Below are 16,240 nucleotides of genomic sequence, written 5' to 3'. Positions count from 1 at the left end.
CCCGCCCAAAATAAAAACATTAAAAACAACACCCCCCCACCCCCCCCCCCCCCCGCCCCACCCCCCCCCCCCACCCCCCCACACCCCCCCCCCCCCCCCCCGGGCCCCCCCCCCCGCGGCCCCGCCGGCGGTTGCTCCCCCGGTGCAGCCGGCCCCAGTGCCCGTGAAGAAAAAGCGCCGGCTGGGCCGCTTCCTGCTGATGGTAGCGCTGCCTGCGGCATTGGCTGTCGGCGGCGGCTATGTCTGGGTCACCGGCGGCCGCTATCAGGAGACCGAGAACGCCAATCTGCAGCAGGCCAAGGTGTCGATCGCTTCCGACACGGCCGGCCGCATCGTTAAGGTCGACATCTTCGATAACCAGCTGGTCAAGCAGGGTGACGAGCTGTTTGCCATCGACCCCGAGCCGTACCGGATCGCGCTGGCGCAGGCCGACGCCGCGGTTGCGGGCGCGCGTCTCAATGTCGAGCAGTTGCGCGCGGCCTATGGCCAGTCGATGGCTCAGCAAAAGTCCGATGCCAGCCAGGTCGCCTTCGCCCAGTCGCAGTTCGACCGCGCCGCCGACCTCGCCCAGAAGGGCATCAACGCCAAATCGTCGCTCGACGAAGCCAAGAACGATCTCGACAAGGCCAAGCAGCAGCTGGCGGTTGCCGAGCAAGGCATCATCAGCGCCAAGGCAGGCCTTGGCGGCAATCCCGACATCGAGACCGACAAGCACCCGACCGTGATGGCCGCGCTCGCCGCGCGCGACAAGGCGGCCTACGACCTGGCCCAGACAACGGTCAAGGCGCCGGCGGACGGCATCGTCAGCCAGGCCTCGTCGTTCAAGGTCGGTCAGTATGTCGGTTCCGGCACGCCGCTGTTTTCGCTGGTCGAGACCGGTGACACCTGGATCGATGCCAATTTCAAGGAAACGCAGCTCACCCACATGAAGCCCGGCCAGAAGGCCGAGATCGTGGTCGACACCTATCCAGGGCGCACCTTCGAGGCGACGGTCAAGGCGATCGGCGCCGGCACGGGAGCCGAGTTCTCGCTGCTGCCGGCCCAAAATGCCACCGGCAACTGGGTCAAGGTCACACAGCGTATCCCGGTTCGTCTCGAACTGATCGATGCGGACGCCAAGATGGCGTTGCGCACCGGCATGAGCGCCACCGTTACCGTCGACACCGGCGTGGCGCGTGGCCTGCCTTCGATCTTCGGTCACGCCACGGCTGGCGAGGCCGCGCAGTAACGTCAACAGAATGCCGCAGGACCAGCAGCGGAGGTGAATAGCAGGATTGGTCTGATGGGAAGAGCTGGAAGGATCAGCGTTTTGGCGCTGCCGCGTCGCGGCCTGGCCGAAATCTGAAATCTCCGACGCGGACCCATCGGTCCTCATGTTTCCGGGCGGCAGGCATCCGCTCATCAGAGACTTTCAGTCGATGTAACCCCCACATCGACGATCGCGTCCCACCGCGACGAGGGTCTCTCAACGGAAGGCGTTGCCGCCCGGAAACCCCTTGTACACGTTTTTGTTACCTGCTGGAAGTTCCACGCCATGAGCACGCCCGAACCCTTCAAAGAAGTGCCGCATCGCGGCCTGATCACGGTCGCGCTGATGCTGGCGACGGTCATGCAGGCGCTCGACACGACGATCGCCAACGTCGCTCTGCCGACAATGACGGGCGATCTCGGCGCCTCGCCGGACAACATCAACTGGGTGCTGACCTCCTACATCGTTGCCGCCGCCATCATGACGCCGGTCACTGGCTGGCTGGCCGACCGCTTCGGCCGCAAGGAACTGTTCCTGACGGCAGTGGTCGGCTTCACCATATTCTCGATGCTGTGCGGCATCGCCTGGAGCCTGGAGAGCATAGTGTTCTTCCGGCTGATGCAGGGCGTGTTCGGCGCGGCGATCGTGCCTCTGTCGCAAACCTTCCTGCTCGACATCAACCCCAGGGAACGCCATGGCCAGGCGATGGCTATTTGGGGCGCCGGCATCATGCTGGGGCCGATTCTGGGCCCGACGCTGGGTGGCTGGCTGACCGAAAATTTCAACTGGCGCTGGGTGTTCTTCATCAACCTGCCGGTCGGCATGGTCGCCTTTCTCGGCATGGCCGCCTACTTGCCGGCCGTTGCCCGGCGGGTGCGCGGCTTCGATTTCTTCGGCTTCGCCATGATATCGCTCGGCGTCGGCGCGCTTCAGCTGCTGCTCGATCGCGGCGGCGAGGTCGACTGGTTTTCCTCGGTCGAGATCTGGATCGAACTTGGTCTTTCGCTCACCGGCTTCTGGGTGTTCATCATTCACACCATGACCGCCGAACACCCCTTCATCGATCCCAAGATCTTCCTCGACCGCAATTTCGTGACCGGGCTGGCGTTCATCTTCATCATGGGTGTGCTCATCCTGGCGAGCATGTCGCTGTTGCCGCCAATGCTGTCGACCATCTTCGGCTATCCGACCGTCACCATCGGCGTCGTCATAGGGCCACGCGGTGTCGGCACCATGATTTCAATGCTGGTCGTCGGCCGGCTCATGAGCAAGATCGACGCCAGGATCCTCGTGGTCATCGGCTTCCTCCTGACCGCACAGTCGCTCTACACCATGTCCAGCTTCACGCCGCAGATGGACAATTGGCTGATCATCAGCTCCGGCGTCATCCAGGGCCTGGGGATGGGAATGGTGTTCGTGCCGCTGTCGACCGTTGCCTTCGCCACGCTTGACGTTCGCTTCCGCACCGATGCCACGGCCCTGTTCAGCCTGGTGCGCAATCTTGGCTCGTCCATAGGCGTGTCGGTCGTGACGGTTCTGATGGTGCGCAACACGCAGATCAATCACACCGAGCTTTCGGCCTTCATCAACCCATTCAACCCCAATCTTTGGGCGGTCTCTCCTGCCGCCGCGAGCGGCGATCCGACGGCGCTTTCGCAGGTCGATCGCATGGTCAATCTGCAGGCGATGATGATTTCCTACGTCAACGACTTCAAAATACTCATGGTGATGACGCTGCTTGCCATCCCGTTTGTTTTCCTGCTGCGCAAGCCCAAGCAGGCGCCTGCCGGCGGCGCGCCGGCAGCGCATATGGACTAGCTCTATTTTCCGAGCACGAGGCTCCAGTAACGGAGCTTGCTGTCGCCGCCGTCGCGCACATAGGCAAGGCCGAAGCGGGTGAAGCGCGGGTCGAGCATGTTGCGGCGATGGCCAGGTGAATGCACCCAGATGTCGAACAGCTTCTCGAGGTCGAAACGACCCTCGGCGATGTTCTCCGCCGCGGCGCCGGAGATTCGATTGTCCTTGACGCGCGAGGCGAAATCCTTGCCCCAGCCGGTGGTGTGGCTCATGCGGCGGCGCTGCGCCATGTAGCCGGCCTGCTGCAGGGCAGCCTGTTCGAGTTGCCGGTCGGCGACCAGCGGCGCGAGCCCCGCCGAGGCGCGGATGCTGGCCAGCGTGCTGGTGGCGGAGGAGGAGACCCCGGCGCCTTCGCCTGACGGCAGTGAAACGGTGCTGCAGGCGGCGAGGCCCGCCAAGGCTGCGAGGCCGGTCAGCACCATGCGTCTGTGCAGATTCGGGATCGGGTGGGTTTCGATTTTCGCTATGGTCATGCCCCTGAGATAACGTCGATCATGGCTTTTGCCGGGCAGGGCGGCGAAAATCGAAGATGTTAGGCGGCAGTATCGAGATCTGCGTCCGAGGAACCGCCCATCCGGTCGTCTTCCGTATGCACCCACCACGACCCGAGCGCGTCGATGAGCGGTACAAGCCGGCGGCCAGGCGCTGTGAGGTCATAGTCGACCCGCAACGGATAACCCGGACGCACCGTGCGCCGCACGATGCCGGCTTCTTCCAGCTTGCGCAGTTCCAGGGTCAGGATGCGATGCGACACGGTCGGGTTGTCACGTCTCAGTTCACTGAACCGCTTGGTCCCGTCCTTCAGATAATAGAGCAGCAGTGTGGGCCAGCGACCGCTGAGCACGCGCATGGTCTCTTCGATCGGGCAGCGTGAGACGACGTCTTTCATGGGCGGATCCTGGTTACAGAATTGTGCGTAATTTACATGGGACGACAAGCGTTTAGGGTCAAGTTTCGCTGCGCGGCGTGATCCTCTCAATCACGGAAGAAAACAAATGGAACCTATCCTCCTTTACGGCTTCCCGGCGGGAAGCTCGATGGGGCTTGTCGCTGCCTTTGAACGCGTCGGGCAACCCTATCGCCTGTGCCGCGTCGACATGCTCACCGAGATGAAAAACGATGCCTATGCCAGCATCAACGACCGTCAGGAAACGCCGGTGCTGATCACCGACGAAGGCCGGGTGCTCACCGAGACAATGGCCATCGCCTCGTGGCTCGAAGCCCGCGACACACAGCGCCGCATCAGCTTCGAACCGCGCACGCCGCAAGCCGACCGCATGCACCAGCTGATGGCCTTCGTGAACACCGGTTTCACCGCCGCCTTCAGCCCGCTCTGGGTGGCATTGGAAATGGCGGCGGATGAACCGGCGCTGAAGGCGACCTTGCGGGAGTTCGGCCGCAAGGCCGTTGCGGAACGTCATGATCGGCTCGAGGCGATGATCGCCGACACGGATTTCCTGGTCGGCGACCGGCTGACGCTGGCCGATACCACGCTGATCGGCGTGGCGCGCTGGGCGGAGTTTCACCAGGCGATCGACGGCGCTGCCTATCCCAAGCTGGCCGGATTGCGCCTTCGCATCGAATCCGATCCGGCCGTGCGTTATGCGCTGGCTGTCGAGGATGGCGAACAGCCCGCCGGTTCTGGCGCCTGCCTTGGCCACGTCCCCCTGACTGAGGTGATCGATCGCTTCGCTTCATAAGTTGCCAGCCGCGCGGCGCCAAGTGCATGGCGGCGCGCGGCGCCAAGTCTGCTGCCGCCCGGTTCAACCAGCCGTTACCGGCGGACTTGGCGACAACTGCTTCTAAATCGGCTAGGATAACGCTGTACGAGAAATGGCAGCTCCGGGCGGCCATCCAGGCGGTGACCGCCCCGACACACCGCCCCGACACACGGGAGGAAGGTTATGGCCGGCTTTCATGTCATGGCGGACGCACGTGGAATGCATGTGCAGCCAACGGTGCGCCGCATCACCACGTCGGACCTTTGGGACGCGCTGCGTCTCGGCTTCGAGGATTTCTGGGCAAAACCATCGCACTACGTGTTCCTGTGCCTGATCTATCCCATTGTCGGCTTGATCCTGACGCAGTGGACGTCCGGCGCCAATGCCATCCAGCTCATCTATCCCCTGATGTCGGGTTTCGCGCTGCTTTGGGCCATTTGCGGCCCTCGGCCTTTACGAGATCAGCCGCCGGCGCGAGCTCGGCATGAACACCTCCTGGCGGCACGCGTTTGACGTGCGGCGCTCGTCCGCGGTTCCGTCGATCGCTGTCATCGGCGTCATGCTGGTGGCGCTGTTCCTGCTGTGGCTCTACACCGCGCAATCGATCTACACTGGGCTGTTTGGCGACCAGCCGCCGGCCTCGATTGGTGGCTTCATCCGCGACGTGCTGACCACCAGCAAGGGGTGGACGCTGATCCTTGCCGGCAATGCCGCGGGCTTTGTCTTCGCCGTAGTTGTGCTGGCCACCACCGTGGTTGCCTTCCCGCTGCTGCTCGACCGTGACGTCGGCGCCGTTTCGGCGATCGAGACCTCGGCCCGGGCGGTGATGGCCAACCCGCTGCAAATGGCGCTGTGGGGCTTGCTGGTCGCCGTGCTTCTGGTGATCGGTTCGATCCCGCTGTTTGCCGGGCTCGCCGTCGTCATGCCGGTGCTCGGCCATGCCACCTGGCATCTCTACCGCAAGGTGGTCGAGCCCGAGCGGGTACAGCAGATAAGGCGGCCGATGTAACGAAGCAGGCACCCATGGCCTTCACCCTGCCGAGCCTGCCCAACAAGATCGTCTGTCTGGCCTGCCTTTGTATCGGTAGCTATCTGCCTGCCGCGCCAGCGCGCGCTGACCAGCCGGTGCAGTTTGAAAGCGCGGCTTCGGAGCCAACGTCATTTCAGAAGCGCATTGCGCAAGCAGGCGGCAAGGTCCCGAAGGCCGTTCCCGGCACGCCGCTGCAGGGGTATTTAACGCGTCCGCCGGGTGAGGGGCCGTTGCCGGCTGTCGTGGTTCTGCACGGATGTTCAGGTCTGCCCGGAAGTGTAAAGAAAACCTGGTCCGAGCGACTGTCCTCCTGGGGTTACGTCGTCCTCGTCGTCGACAGCTTCAGCAACCGCGGCATAAAGGAGACCTGTGATGGCCTCCACTCTGTTGATCGCATATATGACGCCTACGGCGCTCTGGAATTCCTATCGAAATACAGTTTTGCGACCCGCGGTGCATTGCGTTGATGGGGTTCTCCGCTGGCGGGAACGCAACGCTCGAGGCCTTGCAATCTGGTGGAGACGAGCGGCTTATGGAGCGCAAATTCAAGGCTGCGATCGCCTACTATCCGGATTGTTCGGCAACGAATGGCGACATGGCGGCCCCGACCTTGATACTGATCGGCGCTACGCAGCGCAGCGGCAAGGGAAGCTCCGTACAGCTGACGTCTACCCGGGTGCTCGTCACGGATTTGACTCCGCAGGATTGAAGACTGGCATCGAGACCTATGGTCACCGGATGCAGTACAATGCGGCCGAGCAATCCATCCTTGCCTCTCATGCATTCCTGAAAGACGTCTTCGGCGGCTGATAGTGGCGACTGCCGTTTTGCACTCTCAGCGCTGCGCGTCTGTCGCCATCTTCAGCGCGAGTGCCTTCAGCACCGTGCCATCATCCGGCGCCGGATGACCGATTTTCGCAACCGATGTGCCGATCGAGACGGTGGGCGACCGGCGCTTTCACTACCGCTGACGCACGAAACGTGGCCTCTTCATTTCGCGAGAGTGATGCGGCGACTGGCATACATCTCGCGATTTCCAAGCATGGCCGTGCAATCCGTCCTGACGGACGAGTTTCCCGTCATCAGCACGGTCTTGCCGACAAGCCTCAGACAATCGCCCTGGCTGCTCATATCTGAGTTGCCAGCGTAGGAAATGGGCGCGTCAGGCGCATAGACGAAACCGCTGATCGTGGAATTTGCCCCGCCATTGAGCGTCAAGGCGGACGTGTTCCCGTGATCCTCGAAAATGGTGATGCCGGCATAGGGGCCGCTGGTGGACGGGGAAAGGTCCACCTTCTCATTGGCATTTATGTAGAGCTGTGCGCCTTCCATGAGGAATATAGTCACGCCGTGACCTGTCAGGCTACCGTTGCCGCCGGGCTTGATGGTGGTGCCGCGCAGGATGTAGACGCCCGGATCAAGTGTGATGTCCCCCGACAATGTCTTGTCGCAATACGTGCCGGGCGACAGCGTGTAGGTTTTGCCGTTCGGGACCGGCAGACACAATGTGAAGGGGGGAGGGACGACGTCGGCCAGAGGATCAAAAGACGCATATTGATGTTCGAGCGGCATTCCACAGGTGAGTGTGGCGTTGGGTGACGAAAGCCCGGAAGTGCCGCCGACAGTCGAGACGCAGCCCGCTGAAACCAGTGCGGAACCGCCCCTGTTCACGGCGTCGGGCGCATCCGAGTTTGCCGCGATCACGCAGTTGCTCATCGAGACGTTGGTCGAGCCCTGCAGGCTCACGGCGGCGGATGCCTGCGGATCGAGCGCCAGCACGCAGGCTTGCGCGCCAGGCTCAAGTTTGACCGAGGCCGAGCGATGAGCCTGCCAAGCGGGCGCGCCGCTGATGAAGCTTGCTCGGCTGATTTTGGACGAAACCGAGATGTAGTAGGCGCTCGGGTCGCCGCTCGCGGCTGCCGAAAAGGCGGAGACGCTGCCCGAATATTCTTGCTGGTCGGCAATGCTCATATTGGCCGCGAAAAATGTCAGCCCGAGCGCCTGGACATCACCTGCCGTCATGCCGGGCGAATACTTTGTGCCGACGGCGAGCCCCGCCGCGTCCAGTGAGTTCTGCAATTGCGCGGCATCCTCGCTGGTGCCCACCAGATCCATGACTCCGGCAACGCCAAGCATCATCGGCAGCATCGCCATGGCGGTTGCCAAGGCAAAGTTGCCGCGCCTGTCGCGCGCGAATCCGAGGATCATCGCTTTTAGCATCCCAGCCCAGAAACCAGTGGTCGGCATGACGATGCTCATAAAACGCTAATTTTCACGTTGCTGGATGCGTCAAAGACCGGCCAGTTTTTTGGAGGCTAGTTAACCATGCCGGCCCCACGGCACGATAGTGCGCCGCCATTGCAGCTACTGAAGCGAGGAAACCTTGGACTTACCCATCGCAGCCTTTCGCGCGAGACATCCACTGCCGCTCGCGCGCCTGGCGAAAACTGGTGACAGGCCGGGGCGGTTCGGCTAATCCGAACCGGCTGCGGCGAACCGTCGGTGGCAGCGATCGCAACGATCATGACTGAAGGAAACGGCATGGCGGATTCGCCTGAAATGATCGGCTCGCTCGAAGACGTGTCGAAAGCCTATTCGGCAATCCTGTGCGATGTCTGGGGCGTGGTCCACAATGGTGAAACGCATTTCCCGGTGGCGGCTTCCGCACTGGCAAGGGCTCGAGAGGCGAAAATCCCCGTCGTCCTGATCACCAATTCGCCGCGCAGAAGTGCCGATGTCGTGGCGCAGATGAACGCGATCGGTGTTCCACCGTCAGCCTACGACCGGGTGGTTACCTCAGGCGACGTGACGCGGGATCTGATCGCCGAAGGGCCGCGCAAGATTTTCCATATCGGCGCCGACCGGGACTTCACCCTCTATGAAGGTCTCGACGTCGAGCTTGTCGAGGAGTTCGAGGCGTCCGGCGTCGTCTGCACCGGCCTGTTCGACGACGAGGTCGAAAAACCCGAGGATTACACGGAGCTCCTGCGGCGGCTGCGCGCCAGGAACCTGCCTTTCATCTGCGCAAATCCCGACATCGTGGTCGAGCGTGGCGAACGCATCATCTGGTGTGCCGGCGCGCTGGCGCGTGACTATGCCCAGCTTGGCGGCCGCACATTGATCGCTGGAAAACCATACGCGCCGATCTACAATCTCGCGATGAAGGAGGTCGCCGAGATTCTTGGCCAGCCGGTCGAGCGCGGCCAGGTGCTGGCCATCGGCGACGGCATGATGACCGATGTGAAGGGCGCCGCCGACAATGGCTTCGATGTTCTTTATGTCTCCGGCGGCATCCATGCCCGCGACTATGGCGATGCCCTGCAACCGGACCCGGCAAGACTGGCGGCGTTCCTGGAAAAGCATGGCTATGGTCCGGTGGCCGTCATTCCCAGACTTCGGTAGGTGACGATGGCAGCCTTCCAGCGCATCCTGGCAACCGCGCCGCTTCCCGCAGACCTGCGCGGCGGCGTGGTGGCGATCGGCAATTTCGATGGCGTCCATCGCGGCCATCAGGCGGTGCTCGAGCGCGCCTCCGCCGAGGCCGGACGGCGCGGCGCACCGGCCCTGGTGCTGACATTCGAACCCCATCCGCGCAAGATCTTCAGGCCTGATATCCCGTTGTTCGTGCTGACGCCGCCGCCGATGAAGGCGCGGCTCCTGTCGCTGCTGGGCTTTGCCGCGCTGGTCGAACAGCCGTTCACGCGCGACTTCGCCTCGCTGTCGGCGGAAGCGTTCGTGACGGATGTGCTGGAAACGAACCTTGGCATTACCCACGCCGTGACCGGGTTCGATTTCCACTTCGGCAAGGATCGTCAAGGCGGCCCGGCCTACCTGATGGCGGCGGGTGAGCGTCACGGCTTCGGCGTCACGCTCGTCGACGCCTTCCGGGACGAGGGCGCCGAGGTGGTGTCGTCCAGCCGCATCCGCGGATTGCTGGGCGAGGGCGAAGTGGCCGAAGCCGCCGGTCTGCTCGGCTACCGCTTCACCGTCGAAAGCGAAGTGGTCGGCGGACAGCAGCTTGGCCGCACCCTTGGCTTTCCAACCGCGAATATGAGGCTGTCGGCTGAAGCCGCACTCAAGGAGGGCATCTATGCCGTCCGCTTCCGCCGCGCCGACGGCACGCTTCACGACGGCGTCGCCAGCTTCGGCCGTCGCCCGACCGTCGATGACAATGGCGCGCCGCTGCTGGAAACCTTCGTCTTCGACTTCTCCGGCGACCTCTATGGCGAGGTCTGTCAGGTTTCCTTCTTCGGTTTCCTGCGCCCGGAGGTGAAGTTCGATGGGCTCGACGCGCTGGTCGCGCAAATGAAGCGCGATGAAGCCGAGGCACGGGCGCTGCTTGCCGGCGTCAGGCCGCTCTCCGACCTCGACGCGGCCATGGCTTTTTGAATGGAAAATCCGTTCCGCACGGCTTGACCAGCTCCGAGCGAGTAGACTAGTTTGGATCCATGGATCCAAAGTCGATTTTTAGCGAACTTCAGGATGAGATCGAGTCAGGTGAATTGGCACCAGGTTCCGTTCTCAAGCAGGAATCGATCGCCGAGCGTTTCGGGGTCAGCCGACAGCCTGTCCGACAGGCCCTGGACCAGTTGCTCGGGAGCGGCTTAATCGTGCGCCGTCGCGATCGAAGCTTAGCGGTAGCGATCCTCTCAGAACGGGAAGCGACTGAACTCTGCGAACTTCGGGCTATTCTAGAGGTCGCAGCCTTGGAGCAGTCTTTGCCGGAGCTTCAGCCTTCCGCCTTGCATAGGGCTGAGAGGCTCAACGAGGAGCTGTTCGCGGAGTACGATCCGCCGCGGATACTTGAGCTCGATCAACAGTTTCACCTCACGCTGTACAGCGGCTGCACGAACACTCGATTGCTTAAGAACGTCGGAAACCTTCGACGAGAATCCCGACGGTCGACCCTTCACCAAGAGCGTGGCGCCCAGCAGCGCATTGATTTTTTCGAGGAACACGCGGCGATCGTTGCCGCTTGTGCGAGGCGCGATTTCGACGCTGCGGCGCAGCATCTTCGCCGCCACATCGCTCAAACGACTGCAAGACTTCTTTCCATGCCGACAAAGGATACATGATGAAAATGACCGTCGAAGTCCATTGGGAGCGTGAGGGAGCGGTCTTCACCGACAAGCGCTACAGCCGCGCGCACATTTGGCGCTTTGACGGCGGCCAGGTCGTGCCAGCATCGGCTTCGCCGCATATCGTTCCGCTTCCTTATTCTGTGGAAGCCAACGTCGATCCGGAGGAGGCCTACATCGCGGCGATTTCCAGCTGTCACATGCTGACCTTTCTCTCGCTCGCGGCGCCCAAGCGGATCGTGGTCGAGAGCTATACCGACAAGGCGACGGGCGTAATGGAGAAGGTCGACGGAAAATTGATCGTCAGCCGCGTTGAACTCAACCCGACCATCGTCTACGCCGGGGAGCAACCGACCACCTCAATGCAGGCGGAACTGCACCACTTGGCGCATGAACAGTGCTTCATCGCCAATTCCGTCAAGACGGAGATCCAGGTAGCCTAGATCACCTCCAGCGGGATTCTACTTCTTCAGCGCCAGACCGACGGCGATGAAGGTCCAGCCCTGGAAGATCAGATCGATCGCAAGGAACAGACCGAGCACCCACAGGCTGTTGACCGGCCAGCCCATGGCGATGATAAGGCCAGCAAGCGCGCTGATGACACCGGCGGCGACGATCCAGCCCCAGCCGCGTTCCGGCCGATGGCTGTAGCCGACCCAGGCCCTGAGCACCCCTGACGCGACCAGCGCGATCGCCAGCAGGAACGTCAGCACCGCCGAGGCCAGCAACGGATTGCCGAAAGCGAAGAAGCCGGCAACGGCGTACAGCAGTCCGCTGAGCAGCCAGTAGAAGAAGCGGCTCCAGGTCTTGACGCCGAACGCATGCACGATCTCGATGACGCCTGCCATCAGCATCAGCCATCCCACGACATAGACAGAAGCCACCGTGGCGATGAACAGATTGGCGAAGGCAATGCCGCCGAAGATGAGCAGCAGCACGCCGAGCGCGACAAACCATCCCCATTTTGTCCGTGTCTGTTCGAGCGCGATTTTCAAGGCGTCGCCATGCAGGGTCATTATCGCGGTCTCCATCGAGGGCTGCGGAATACTGCGGATGGAAGGTAATCCGGGCACGGGCCAACGTCCAGTCGATGACCGGCAGCGGGACCGCTGCAAAGCGCGAGCATATGTCTCGGGTTTAAATCAAATTTTACCAAACGGCCGTCAAAGCTGTCATCGGTAATCGAGTGTGTCGTGTTAGTGGAGTGGCCATGAGTCCGGTCGGAAGAATCTCTCTGGTGTTGGCCGCTGCGGTGCTGGGCGGAGCGGGCACTGCCCATGCGGGCGAGGGCAGCTGGCTGTCCGGCGACTGGTATCTGACCGTTGGCGCCACCGGCATGGTGGCGCCGAATTTCGAGGGCGGCAAGAAGTACCTGCTCAGCGCTTCGCCGATCATTTCGCTGGGCAAGGCCGGACCGGCGGCCCGCTTTGTCTCGCGCAACGACAACATCTCGCTGGCGCTGGTCGACGATGGCAGTCTCCGCGCCGGCCTGACCGGAAAATTCCTGTTTTCGCGTGACGATGACAACGCCGATGAGCTGAAGGGCCTCGATCCGGTGCGCTGGGGCGGCGAAGTCGGCGGCTTCTTCGAATTCTATCCGACCGACTGGCTGCGCGCCCGCGCCGAGCTGCGCCACGGCATTCGCGCTCACAACGGCTTTGTCGCCGACATTGCCGCCGACGCCTTCTACGATGTGACGCCAACCGTCAGGATTTCGGGAGGACCGCGTGTTTCCTTCGCCTCCGGCAACTATTTCGACGCCTATTATGGCGTCAACGCGCAGGAAGCCGTGGCGTCGGGCCTGAGCGAATACCATCCCGGTGGCGGGCTGAAATCGACCGGCCTCGGCGGCGCCATAACCTGGAAGGTGACCGAGCCGATGACCGCCAGCCTGTTTGGCGAATATTCGCGCCTGATGGGACCGGCGGCCGATTCCAGCCTGGTCAAGGAGCGCGGCGACCGCAACCAGTTCATGATTGGCGTGTCGACCACCTACCGCTTCGATTTCACGATGTAGGTGAATCGAACGAGACGCTTTATTCCTGCCGTGGCTTCGGCTAAAAGCCCAGCCATGACCAGCTTTTCGCGCCTTTTCGCGATCGCGATACGAATTACAGGCCCGGTGTTCCGGGTGGCCTGAGCGCCGCCGGAGCCGCCGGGAGTTTCTGCGCGCCCCCTCGCGCTTTTTCCATAACATGATAGTTCACGCCCGAGCTTGTACGCCCGCCGGGCAATGCAAATGGCAGACCAATGACCGATACAACTGAAACGATCGACTATTCCAAGACGCTTTACCTGCCGCAGACGGACTTCCCGATGCGCGCCGGCTTGCCGGAGAAGGAGCCGCTGCTGGTCAAGCGCTGGCAGGACATGGATCTCTACCGCAAGCTGCGCGAGAGCGCTGCCGGCCGCACGAAATACGTGCTGCATGACGGCCCGCCCTACGCCAACGGCAACATCCATATCGGCCATGCGCTGAACAAGATCCTCAAGGACGTCATCACCCGCTCGTTCCAGATGCGCGGTTACGACTCGAACTATGTGCCCGGCTGGGATTGTCACGGCCTGCCGATCGAATGGAAGATCGAGGAGCAGTACCGCGCCAAGGGCAAGAACAAGGACGAGGTGCCGGTCAACGAATTCCGCAAGGAATGCCGTGAGTTCGCCGCGGGTTGGATCACGGTGCAGGGCGCCGAGTTCCAGCGCCTCGGCGTCATCGGCGACTTCGAGAATCCCTATACGACGATGGCCCTCCATGCCGAGTCGCGCATCGCCGGCGAGCTGTTGAAGTTCGCCATGTCGGGCCAGCTCTATCGCGGCTCCAAGCCGGTGATGTGGAGCGTCGTCGAGCGCACGGCGCTGGCCGAGGCCGAGATCGAGTACCACGACTATGAGAGCGACACGATCTGGGCGAAGTTCCCGGTTGCCAGCCTGGTTCGCCCCATCGACGATGGCCAGACCAAGCTGACCGAGGGCGCGCTCGATCTGCTGCAGGCTCATGTCGTCATCTGGACGACGACGCCGTGGACGATCCCCGGCAACCGCGCCGTCAACTATTCGCCGCGCATCAACTATGGCCTCTATGAGGTCACGGCAGCCGAGAACGCATTCGGCCCGCAGCCGGGTGAAAAACTGATCTTTGCCGACGCGCTGGCCGAAGATTCCTCGGCCAAAGCCAGGGTCACCTTGAATCGTCTCCGCAGTGTTTCGGCGCAAGAGCTTGGAAGCCTTACGCTTTCGCATCCGCTCAAGGATTTTTGCGGCGGCTACGACTTTGCCGTTCCGATGCTCGCCGGCGACCATGTCACCGACGATGCCGGCACCGGCTTCGTCCACACCGCGCCCGGCCACGGCCGCGAGGACTTTGACGCCTGGATGGATGCGGCGGCGGATCTGCGCGCACGCGGCATTGATCCCGCCATCCCGTTCACCGTCGACGATGGCGGCTTCTTCACCAAGGACGCGCCGGGTTTCGGCCCTGACCGGGAGGGTGGACCGGCACGCGTCATCGACGACAACGGCAAGAAGGGCAACGCCAACCAGGCCGTCATCGACGAGCTGATCAAGCGCAACGCGCTGTTCGCGCGCGGCCGGCTGAAGCACAGCTACCCTCACTCCTGGCGGTCCAAGAAACCGATCATCTTCCGCAACACGCCGCAATGGTTCGTCTACATGGACAAGGACCTCGGCGACGGCTCGACACTGCGCAGCCGGGCGCTCAAGGCCATCGACGACACCCGCTTCGTGCCCGCCGCCGGCCAGAACCGCATCCGCGCCATGATCGAGGAGCGCCCGGACTGGGTGCTGTCGCGCCAGCGCGCCTGGGGCGTGCCGATCGCGGTCTTCGCCGATGCCGACGGCAATGTGTTGAAGGACGAAGCGGTCAACCAGCGCATCATGGACGCCTTCGAGCTGGAAGGCGCCGACGCCTGGTTCGCGGCTGGCGCCAAGGAACGTTTCCTCGGCAATCACGATACCTCCAAATGGAAGCAGGTGATGGACATCCTCGACGTCTGGTTCGATTCGGGCTCGACGCACGCCTTCACGCTGGAAGATCGTCCTGACCTGAAATGGCCGGCCGACGTCTATCTCGAAGGCTCCGACCAGCATCGCGGCTGGTTCCATTCGTCGCTGCTGGAAAGCTGCGGCACCAGGGGCAGGGCGCCTTACGACACCGTCGTCACCCATGGTTTCACCATGGACGAGGATGGCCGCAAGATGTCGAAGTCGCTGGGCAACACCGTGGTGCCGCAGGACGTCATCAAGCAGTCGGGCGCCGATATACTGCGTCTGTGGGTGGTGACGACCGACTACTGGGAGGACCAGCGGCTCGGCAAGAACGTGCTGCAGACCAACATCGACGCCTACCGCAAGCTGCGCAACACCATCCGCTGGATGCTGGGTACGCTTGCCCATGACGATGGCGAAGAGGTGCCGCTGGAGAAAATGCCGGAGCTGGAGCGGCTGATGCTGCACCGGCTGGCCGAGCTTGATGAGGTCGTGCGCTCGGGCTACGACGCCTTCGAATTCAAGCGCATCACCCGCATGCTGCTCGATTTCATGGTGGTCGAGCTGTCGGCGTTCTATTTCGACATCCGCAAGGACGCGCTCTACTGCGACGCGCCGTCGAGCCTGAAGCGCAAGGCTTCGGTGCAGGTGGTACGTCATCTCTTCGATTGCCTGGTGAAATGGCTGGCGCCGATGCTGCCTTTCACCATGGAGGAGGCCTGGCTTGACCGTCATCCCGACGCCGTCTCGGTGCATCTCGACCAGTTCCCGCAAATCCCGGCGGACTGGAAGAACGAGGCGCTGGCGGAAAAGTGGCGCCAGGTGCGGCAGGTGCGGCGCGTCGTCACCGGCGCGCTGGAGATCGCGCGCGCCCAGAAGGTGATCGGATCGTCGCTGGAAGCGGTGCCCGTCGTCACAATCAACGACGCAGCGCTCGAAGCGGCGATTTCAGATGTCGACATGGCCGAGATGGCGATCACCAGCGATCTGGTCATCGCTCATGGCGAGGCACCGGCTGGTGCCTTCGCGATCGACGACGTCAAGGGTGTCGCCGTGGTGGTCGAGAAGGCCGAGGATCGTGGCCTGTTAAAATGTGCACGCTCCTGGCGCTACACCGCCGATGTTGGCCAGGATCCGGAATTCCCGGATGTTTCGGCCAGGGATGCGGCGGTGCTGCATGAATTGAAAGCGCTTGGTCGACTTTAGCGGTTAGTCGGCTGGATCGGTGCACAAATGCCACGCCGGGCGGGCGAAAACCGCCCGCGCGTTGCCCTTAACGAGTGGTTGAGGTAAACAC

The 16,240-nt window shown here is 62.8% G+C and carries 13 protein-coding genes and 2 pseudogenes; 11 read left to right on the top strand and 4 right to left on the bottom strand.

Annotated features, from left to right (window positions below):
• Positions 1-142: 142 nt before the first annotated feature.
• Positions 143-1,228, top strand: a complete 1,086-nt coding sequence (locus tag AC0L2U_RS30430; RefSeq protein WP_127269395.1) for an HlyD family secretion protein — start codon at positions 143-145, stop codon at positions 1,226-1,228.
• 306 nt (positions 1,229-1,534) lie between these two features.
• On the top strand, positions 1,535-3,067 hold the full coding sequence (locus AC0L2U_RS30425; protein WP_473603124.1) for a DHA2 family efflux MFS transporter permease subunit: 1,533 nt from the start codon (positions 1,535-1,537) through the stop codon (positions 3,065-3,067).
• Positions 3,068-3,069: 2 nt separating this feature from the next.
• Here AC0L2U_RS30425 and AC0L2U_RS30420 read toward each other — a convergent pair whose 3' ends face one another.
• Together AC0L2U_RS30420 and AC0L2U_RS30415 are read right to left on the bottom strand one after the other, a co-directional pair.
• Positions 3,070-3,579: a CAP domain-containing protein gene (locus AC0L2U_RS30420; protein ID WP_127322629.1), complete on the bottom strand. Its 510-nt coding sequence runs from the start codon at positions 3,577-3,579 to the stop codon at positions 3,070-3,072.
• Positions 3,580-3,638: 59 nt separating this feature from the next.
• On the bottom strand, positions 3,639-3,995 hold the full coding sequence (locus tag AC0L2U_RS30415) for a winged helix-turn-helix transcriptional regulator (RefSeq protein WP_127395619.1): 357 nt from the start codon (positions 3,993-3,995) through the stop codon (positions 3,639-3,641).
• A 106-nt stretch (positions 3,996-4,101) separates the two neighbouring features.
• On the opposite strand from AC0L2U_RS30415, the gene AC0L2U_RS30410 reads away from it, so the two are divergent.
• From AC0L2U_RS30410 to AC0L2U_RS30400, 3 genes and pseudogenes are all read left to right on the top strand, one after another.
• Positions 4,102-4,806 (top strand): glutathione S-transferase family protein, encoded by a 705-nt coding sequence (locus tag AC0L2U_RS30410; protein WP_127395620.1) that lies wholly within the window; start codon positions 4,102-4,104, stop codon positions 4,804-4,806.
• Between the two features lie 204 nt (positions 4,807-5,010).
• A pseudogene (locus AC0L2U_RS30405) lies at positions 5,011-5,836 on the top strand (DUF2189 domain-containing protein).
• A gap of 14 nt (positions 5,837-5,850) precedes the next feature.
• Positions 5,851-6,667 (top strand): annotated as a pseudogene (locus AC0L2U_RS30400) (dienelactone hydrolase family protein).
• Positions 6,668-6,847: 180 nt separating this feature from the next.
• Here AC0L2U_RS30400 and AC0L2U_RS30395 read toward each other — a convergent pair.
• The gene (locus AC0L2U_RS30395) at positions 6,848-8,011 is read right to left on the bottom strand and encodes a pilus assembly protein (RefSeq protein ID WP_164893222.1); all 1,164 of its coding nucleotides are present in this window, start codon (positions 8,009-8,011) and stop codon (positions 6,848-6,850) included.
• Between the two features lie 387 nt (positions 8,012-8,398).
• Between AC0L2U_RS30395 and AC0L2U_RS30390 the strand changes: the two genes are divergently transcribed.
• The 4 genes from AC0L2U_RS30390 to AC0L2U_RS30375 are packed head-to-tail and all read left to right on the top strand — an operon-like array spanning position 8,399 to position 11,378.
• Positions 8,399-9,259, top strand: a complete 861-nt coding sequence (locus AC0L2U_RS30390; protein WP_292681150.1) for a TIGR01459 family HAD-type hydrolase — start codon at positions 8,399-8,401, stop codon at positions 9,257-9,259.
• A 6-nt stretch (positions 9,260-9,265) separates the two neighbouring features.
• Positions 9,266-10,246: a bifunctional riboflavin kinase/FAD synthetase gene (locus AC0L2U_RS30385; RefSeq protein WP_473603123.1), complete on the top strand. Its 981-nt coding sequence runs from the start codon at positions 9,266-9,268 to the stop codon at positions 10,244-10,246.
• A 59-nt stretch (positions 10,247-10,305) separates the two neighbouring features.
• Complete coding sequence (locus AC0L2U_RS30380) at positions 10,306-10,932, top strand: GntR family transcriptional regulator (RefSeq protein ID WP_473603122.1); 627 nt, start codon at positions 10,306-10,308, stop codon at positions 10,930-10,932.
• Complete coding sequence (locus tag AC0L2U_RS30375) at positions 10,929-11,378, top strand: OsmC family protein (RefSeq protein WP_473603121.1); 450 nt, start codon at positions 10,929-10,931, stop codon at positions 11,376-11,378. The genes AC0L2U_RS30380 and AC0L2U_RS30375 overlap by 4 nt, the downstream gene beginning before the upstream one ends.
• 18 nt (positions 11,379-11,396) lie before the next feature.
• Here the strand turns inward: AC0L2U_RS30375 and AC0L2U_RS30370 are convergent, their stop codons facing one another.
• Positions 11,397-11,951 (bottom strand): HdeD family acid-resistance protein, encoded by a 555-nt coding sequence (locus AC0L2U_RS30370; protein ID WP_473603120.1) that lies wholly within the window; start codon positions 11,949-11,951, stop codon positions 11,397-11,399.
• A gap of 194 nt (positions 11,952-12,145) precedes the next feature.
• On the opposite strand from AC0L2U_RS30370, the gene AC0L2U_RS30365 reads away from it, so the two are divergent.
• Positions 12,146-12,952, top strand: a complete 807-nt coding sequence (locus tag AC0L2U_RS30365) for a MipA/OmpV family protein (protein ID WP_473603119.1) — start codon at positions 12,146-12,148, stop codon at positions 12,950-12,952.
• Between the two features lie 233 nt (positions 12,953-13,185).
• The gene (gene ileS / locus AC0L2U_RS30360) at positions 13,186-16,149 is read left to right on the top strand and encodes an isoleucine--tRNA ligase (protein WP_473603118.1); all 2,964 of its coding nucleotides are present in this window, start codon (positions 13,186-13,188) and stop codon (positions 16,147-16,149) included.
• Positions 16,150-16,240 lie beyond the last annotated feature (91 nt).

The sequence above is a fragment of the Mesorhizobium sp. WSM4808 genome, assembly GCF_055811675.1.
The sequence above is the reverse complement of the archived record's forward strand: the minus strand, read 5'-3'. Positions and strand labels throughout refer to the sequence as shown.

What these genes read in the sequence shown, in the direction of transcription:
- AC0L2U_RS30385 (WP_473603123.1), top strand. Translation starts at nt 9,266, where the DNA reads ATGGCAGCCTTCCAGCGCATCCTGGCAACCGCGCCGCTTCCCGCAGAC.
- AC0L2U_RS30420 (WP_127322629.1), bottom strand. Translation starts at nt 3,579, where the DNA reads ATGACCATAGCGAAAATCGAAACCCACCCGATCCCGAATCTGCACAGA.
- AC0L2U_RS30365 (WP_473603119.1), top strand. Translation starts at nt 12,146, where the DNA reads ATGAGTCCGGTCGGAAGAATCTCTCTGGTGTTGGCCGCTGCGGTGCTG.
- AC0L2U_RS30410 (WP_127395620.1), top strand. Translation starts at nt 4,102, where the DNA reads ATGGAACCTATCCTCCTTTACGGCTTCCCGGCGGGAAGCTCGATGGGG.
- AC0L2U_RS30370 (WP_473603120.1), bottom strand. Translation starts at nt 11,951, where the DNA reads ATGACCCTGCATGGCGACGCCTTGAAAATCGCGCTCGAACAGACACGG.
- AC0L2U_RS30375 (WP_473603121.1), top strand. Translation starts at nt 10,929, where the DNA reads ATGATGAAAATGACCGTCGAAGTCCATTGGGAGCGTGAGGGAGCGGTC.
- AC0L2U_RS30415 (WP_127395619.1), bottom strand. Translation starts at nt 3,995, where the DNA reads ATGAAAGACGTCGTCTCACGCTGCCCGATCGAAGAGACCATGCGCGTG.
- AC0L2U_RS30425 (WP_473603124.1), top strand. Translation starts at nt 1,535, where the DNA reads ATGAGCACGCCCGAACCCTTCAAAGAAGTGCCGCATCGCGGCCTGATC.
- ileS (WP_473603118.1), top strand. Translation starts at nt 13,186, where the DNA reads ATGACCGATACAACTGAAACGATCGACTATTCCAAGACGCTTTACCTG.
- AC0L2U_RS30390 (WP_292681150.1), top strand. Translation starts at nt 8,399, where the DNA reads ATGGCGGATTCGCCTGAAATGATCGGCTCGCTCGAAGACGTGTCGAAA.
- AC0L2U_RS30380 (WP_473603122.1), top strand. Translation starts at nt 10,306, where the DNA reads ATGGATCCAAAGTCGATTTTTAGCGAACTTCAGGATGAGATCGAGTCA.
- AC0L2U_RS30395 (WP_164893222.1), bottom strand. Translation starts at nt 8,011, where the DNA reads ATGGCGATGCTGCCGATGATGCTTGGCGTTGCCGGAGTCATGGATCTG.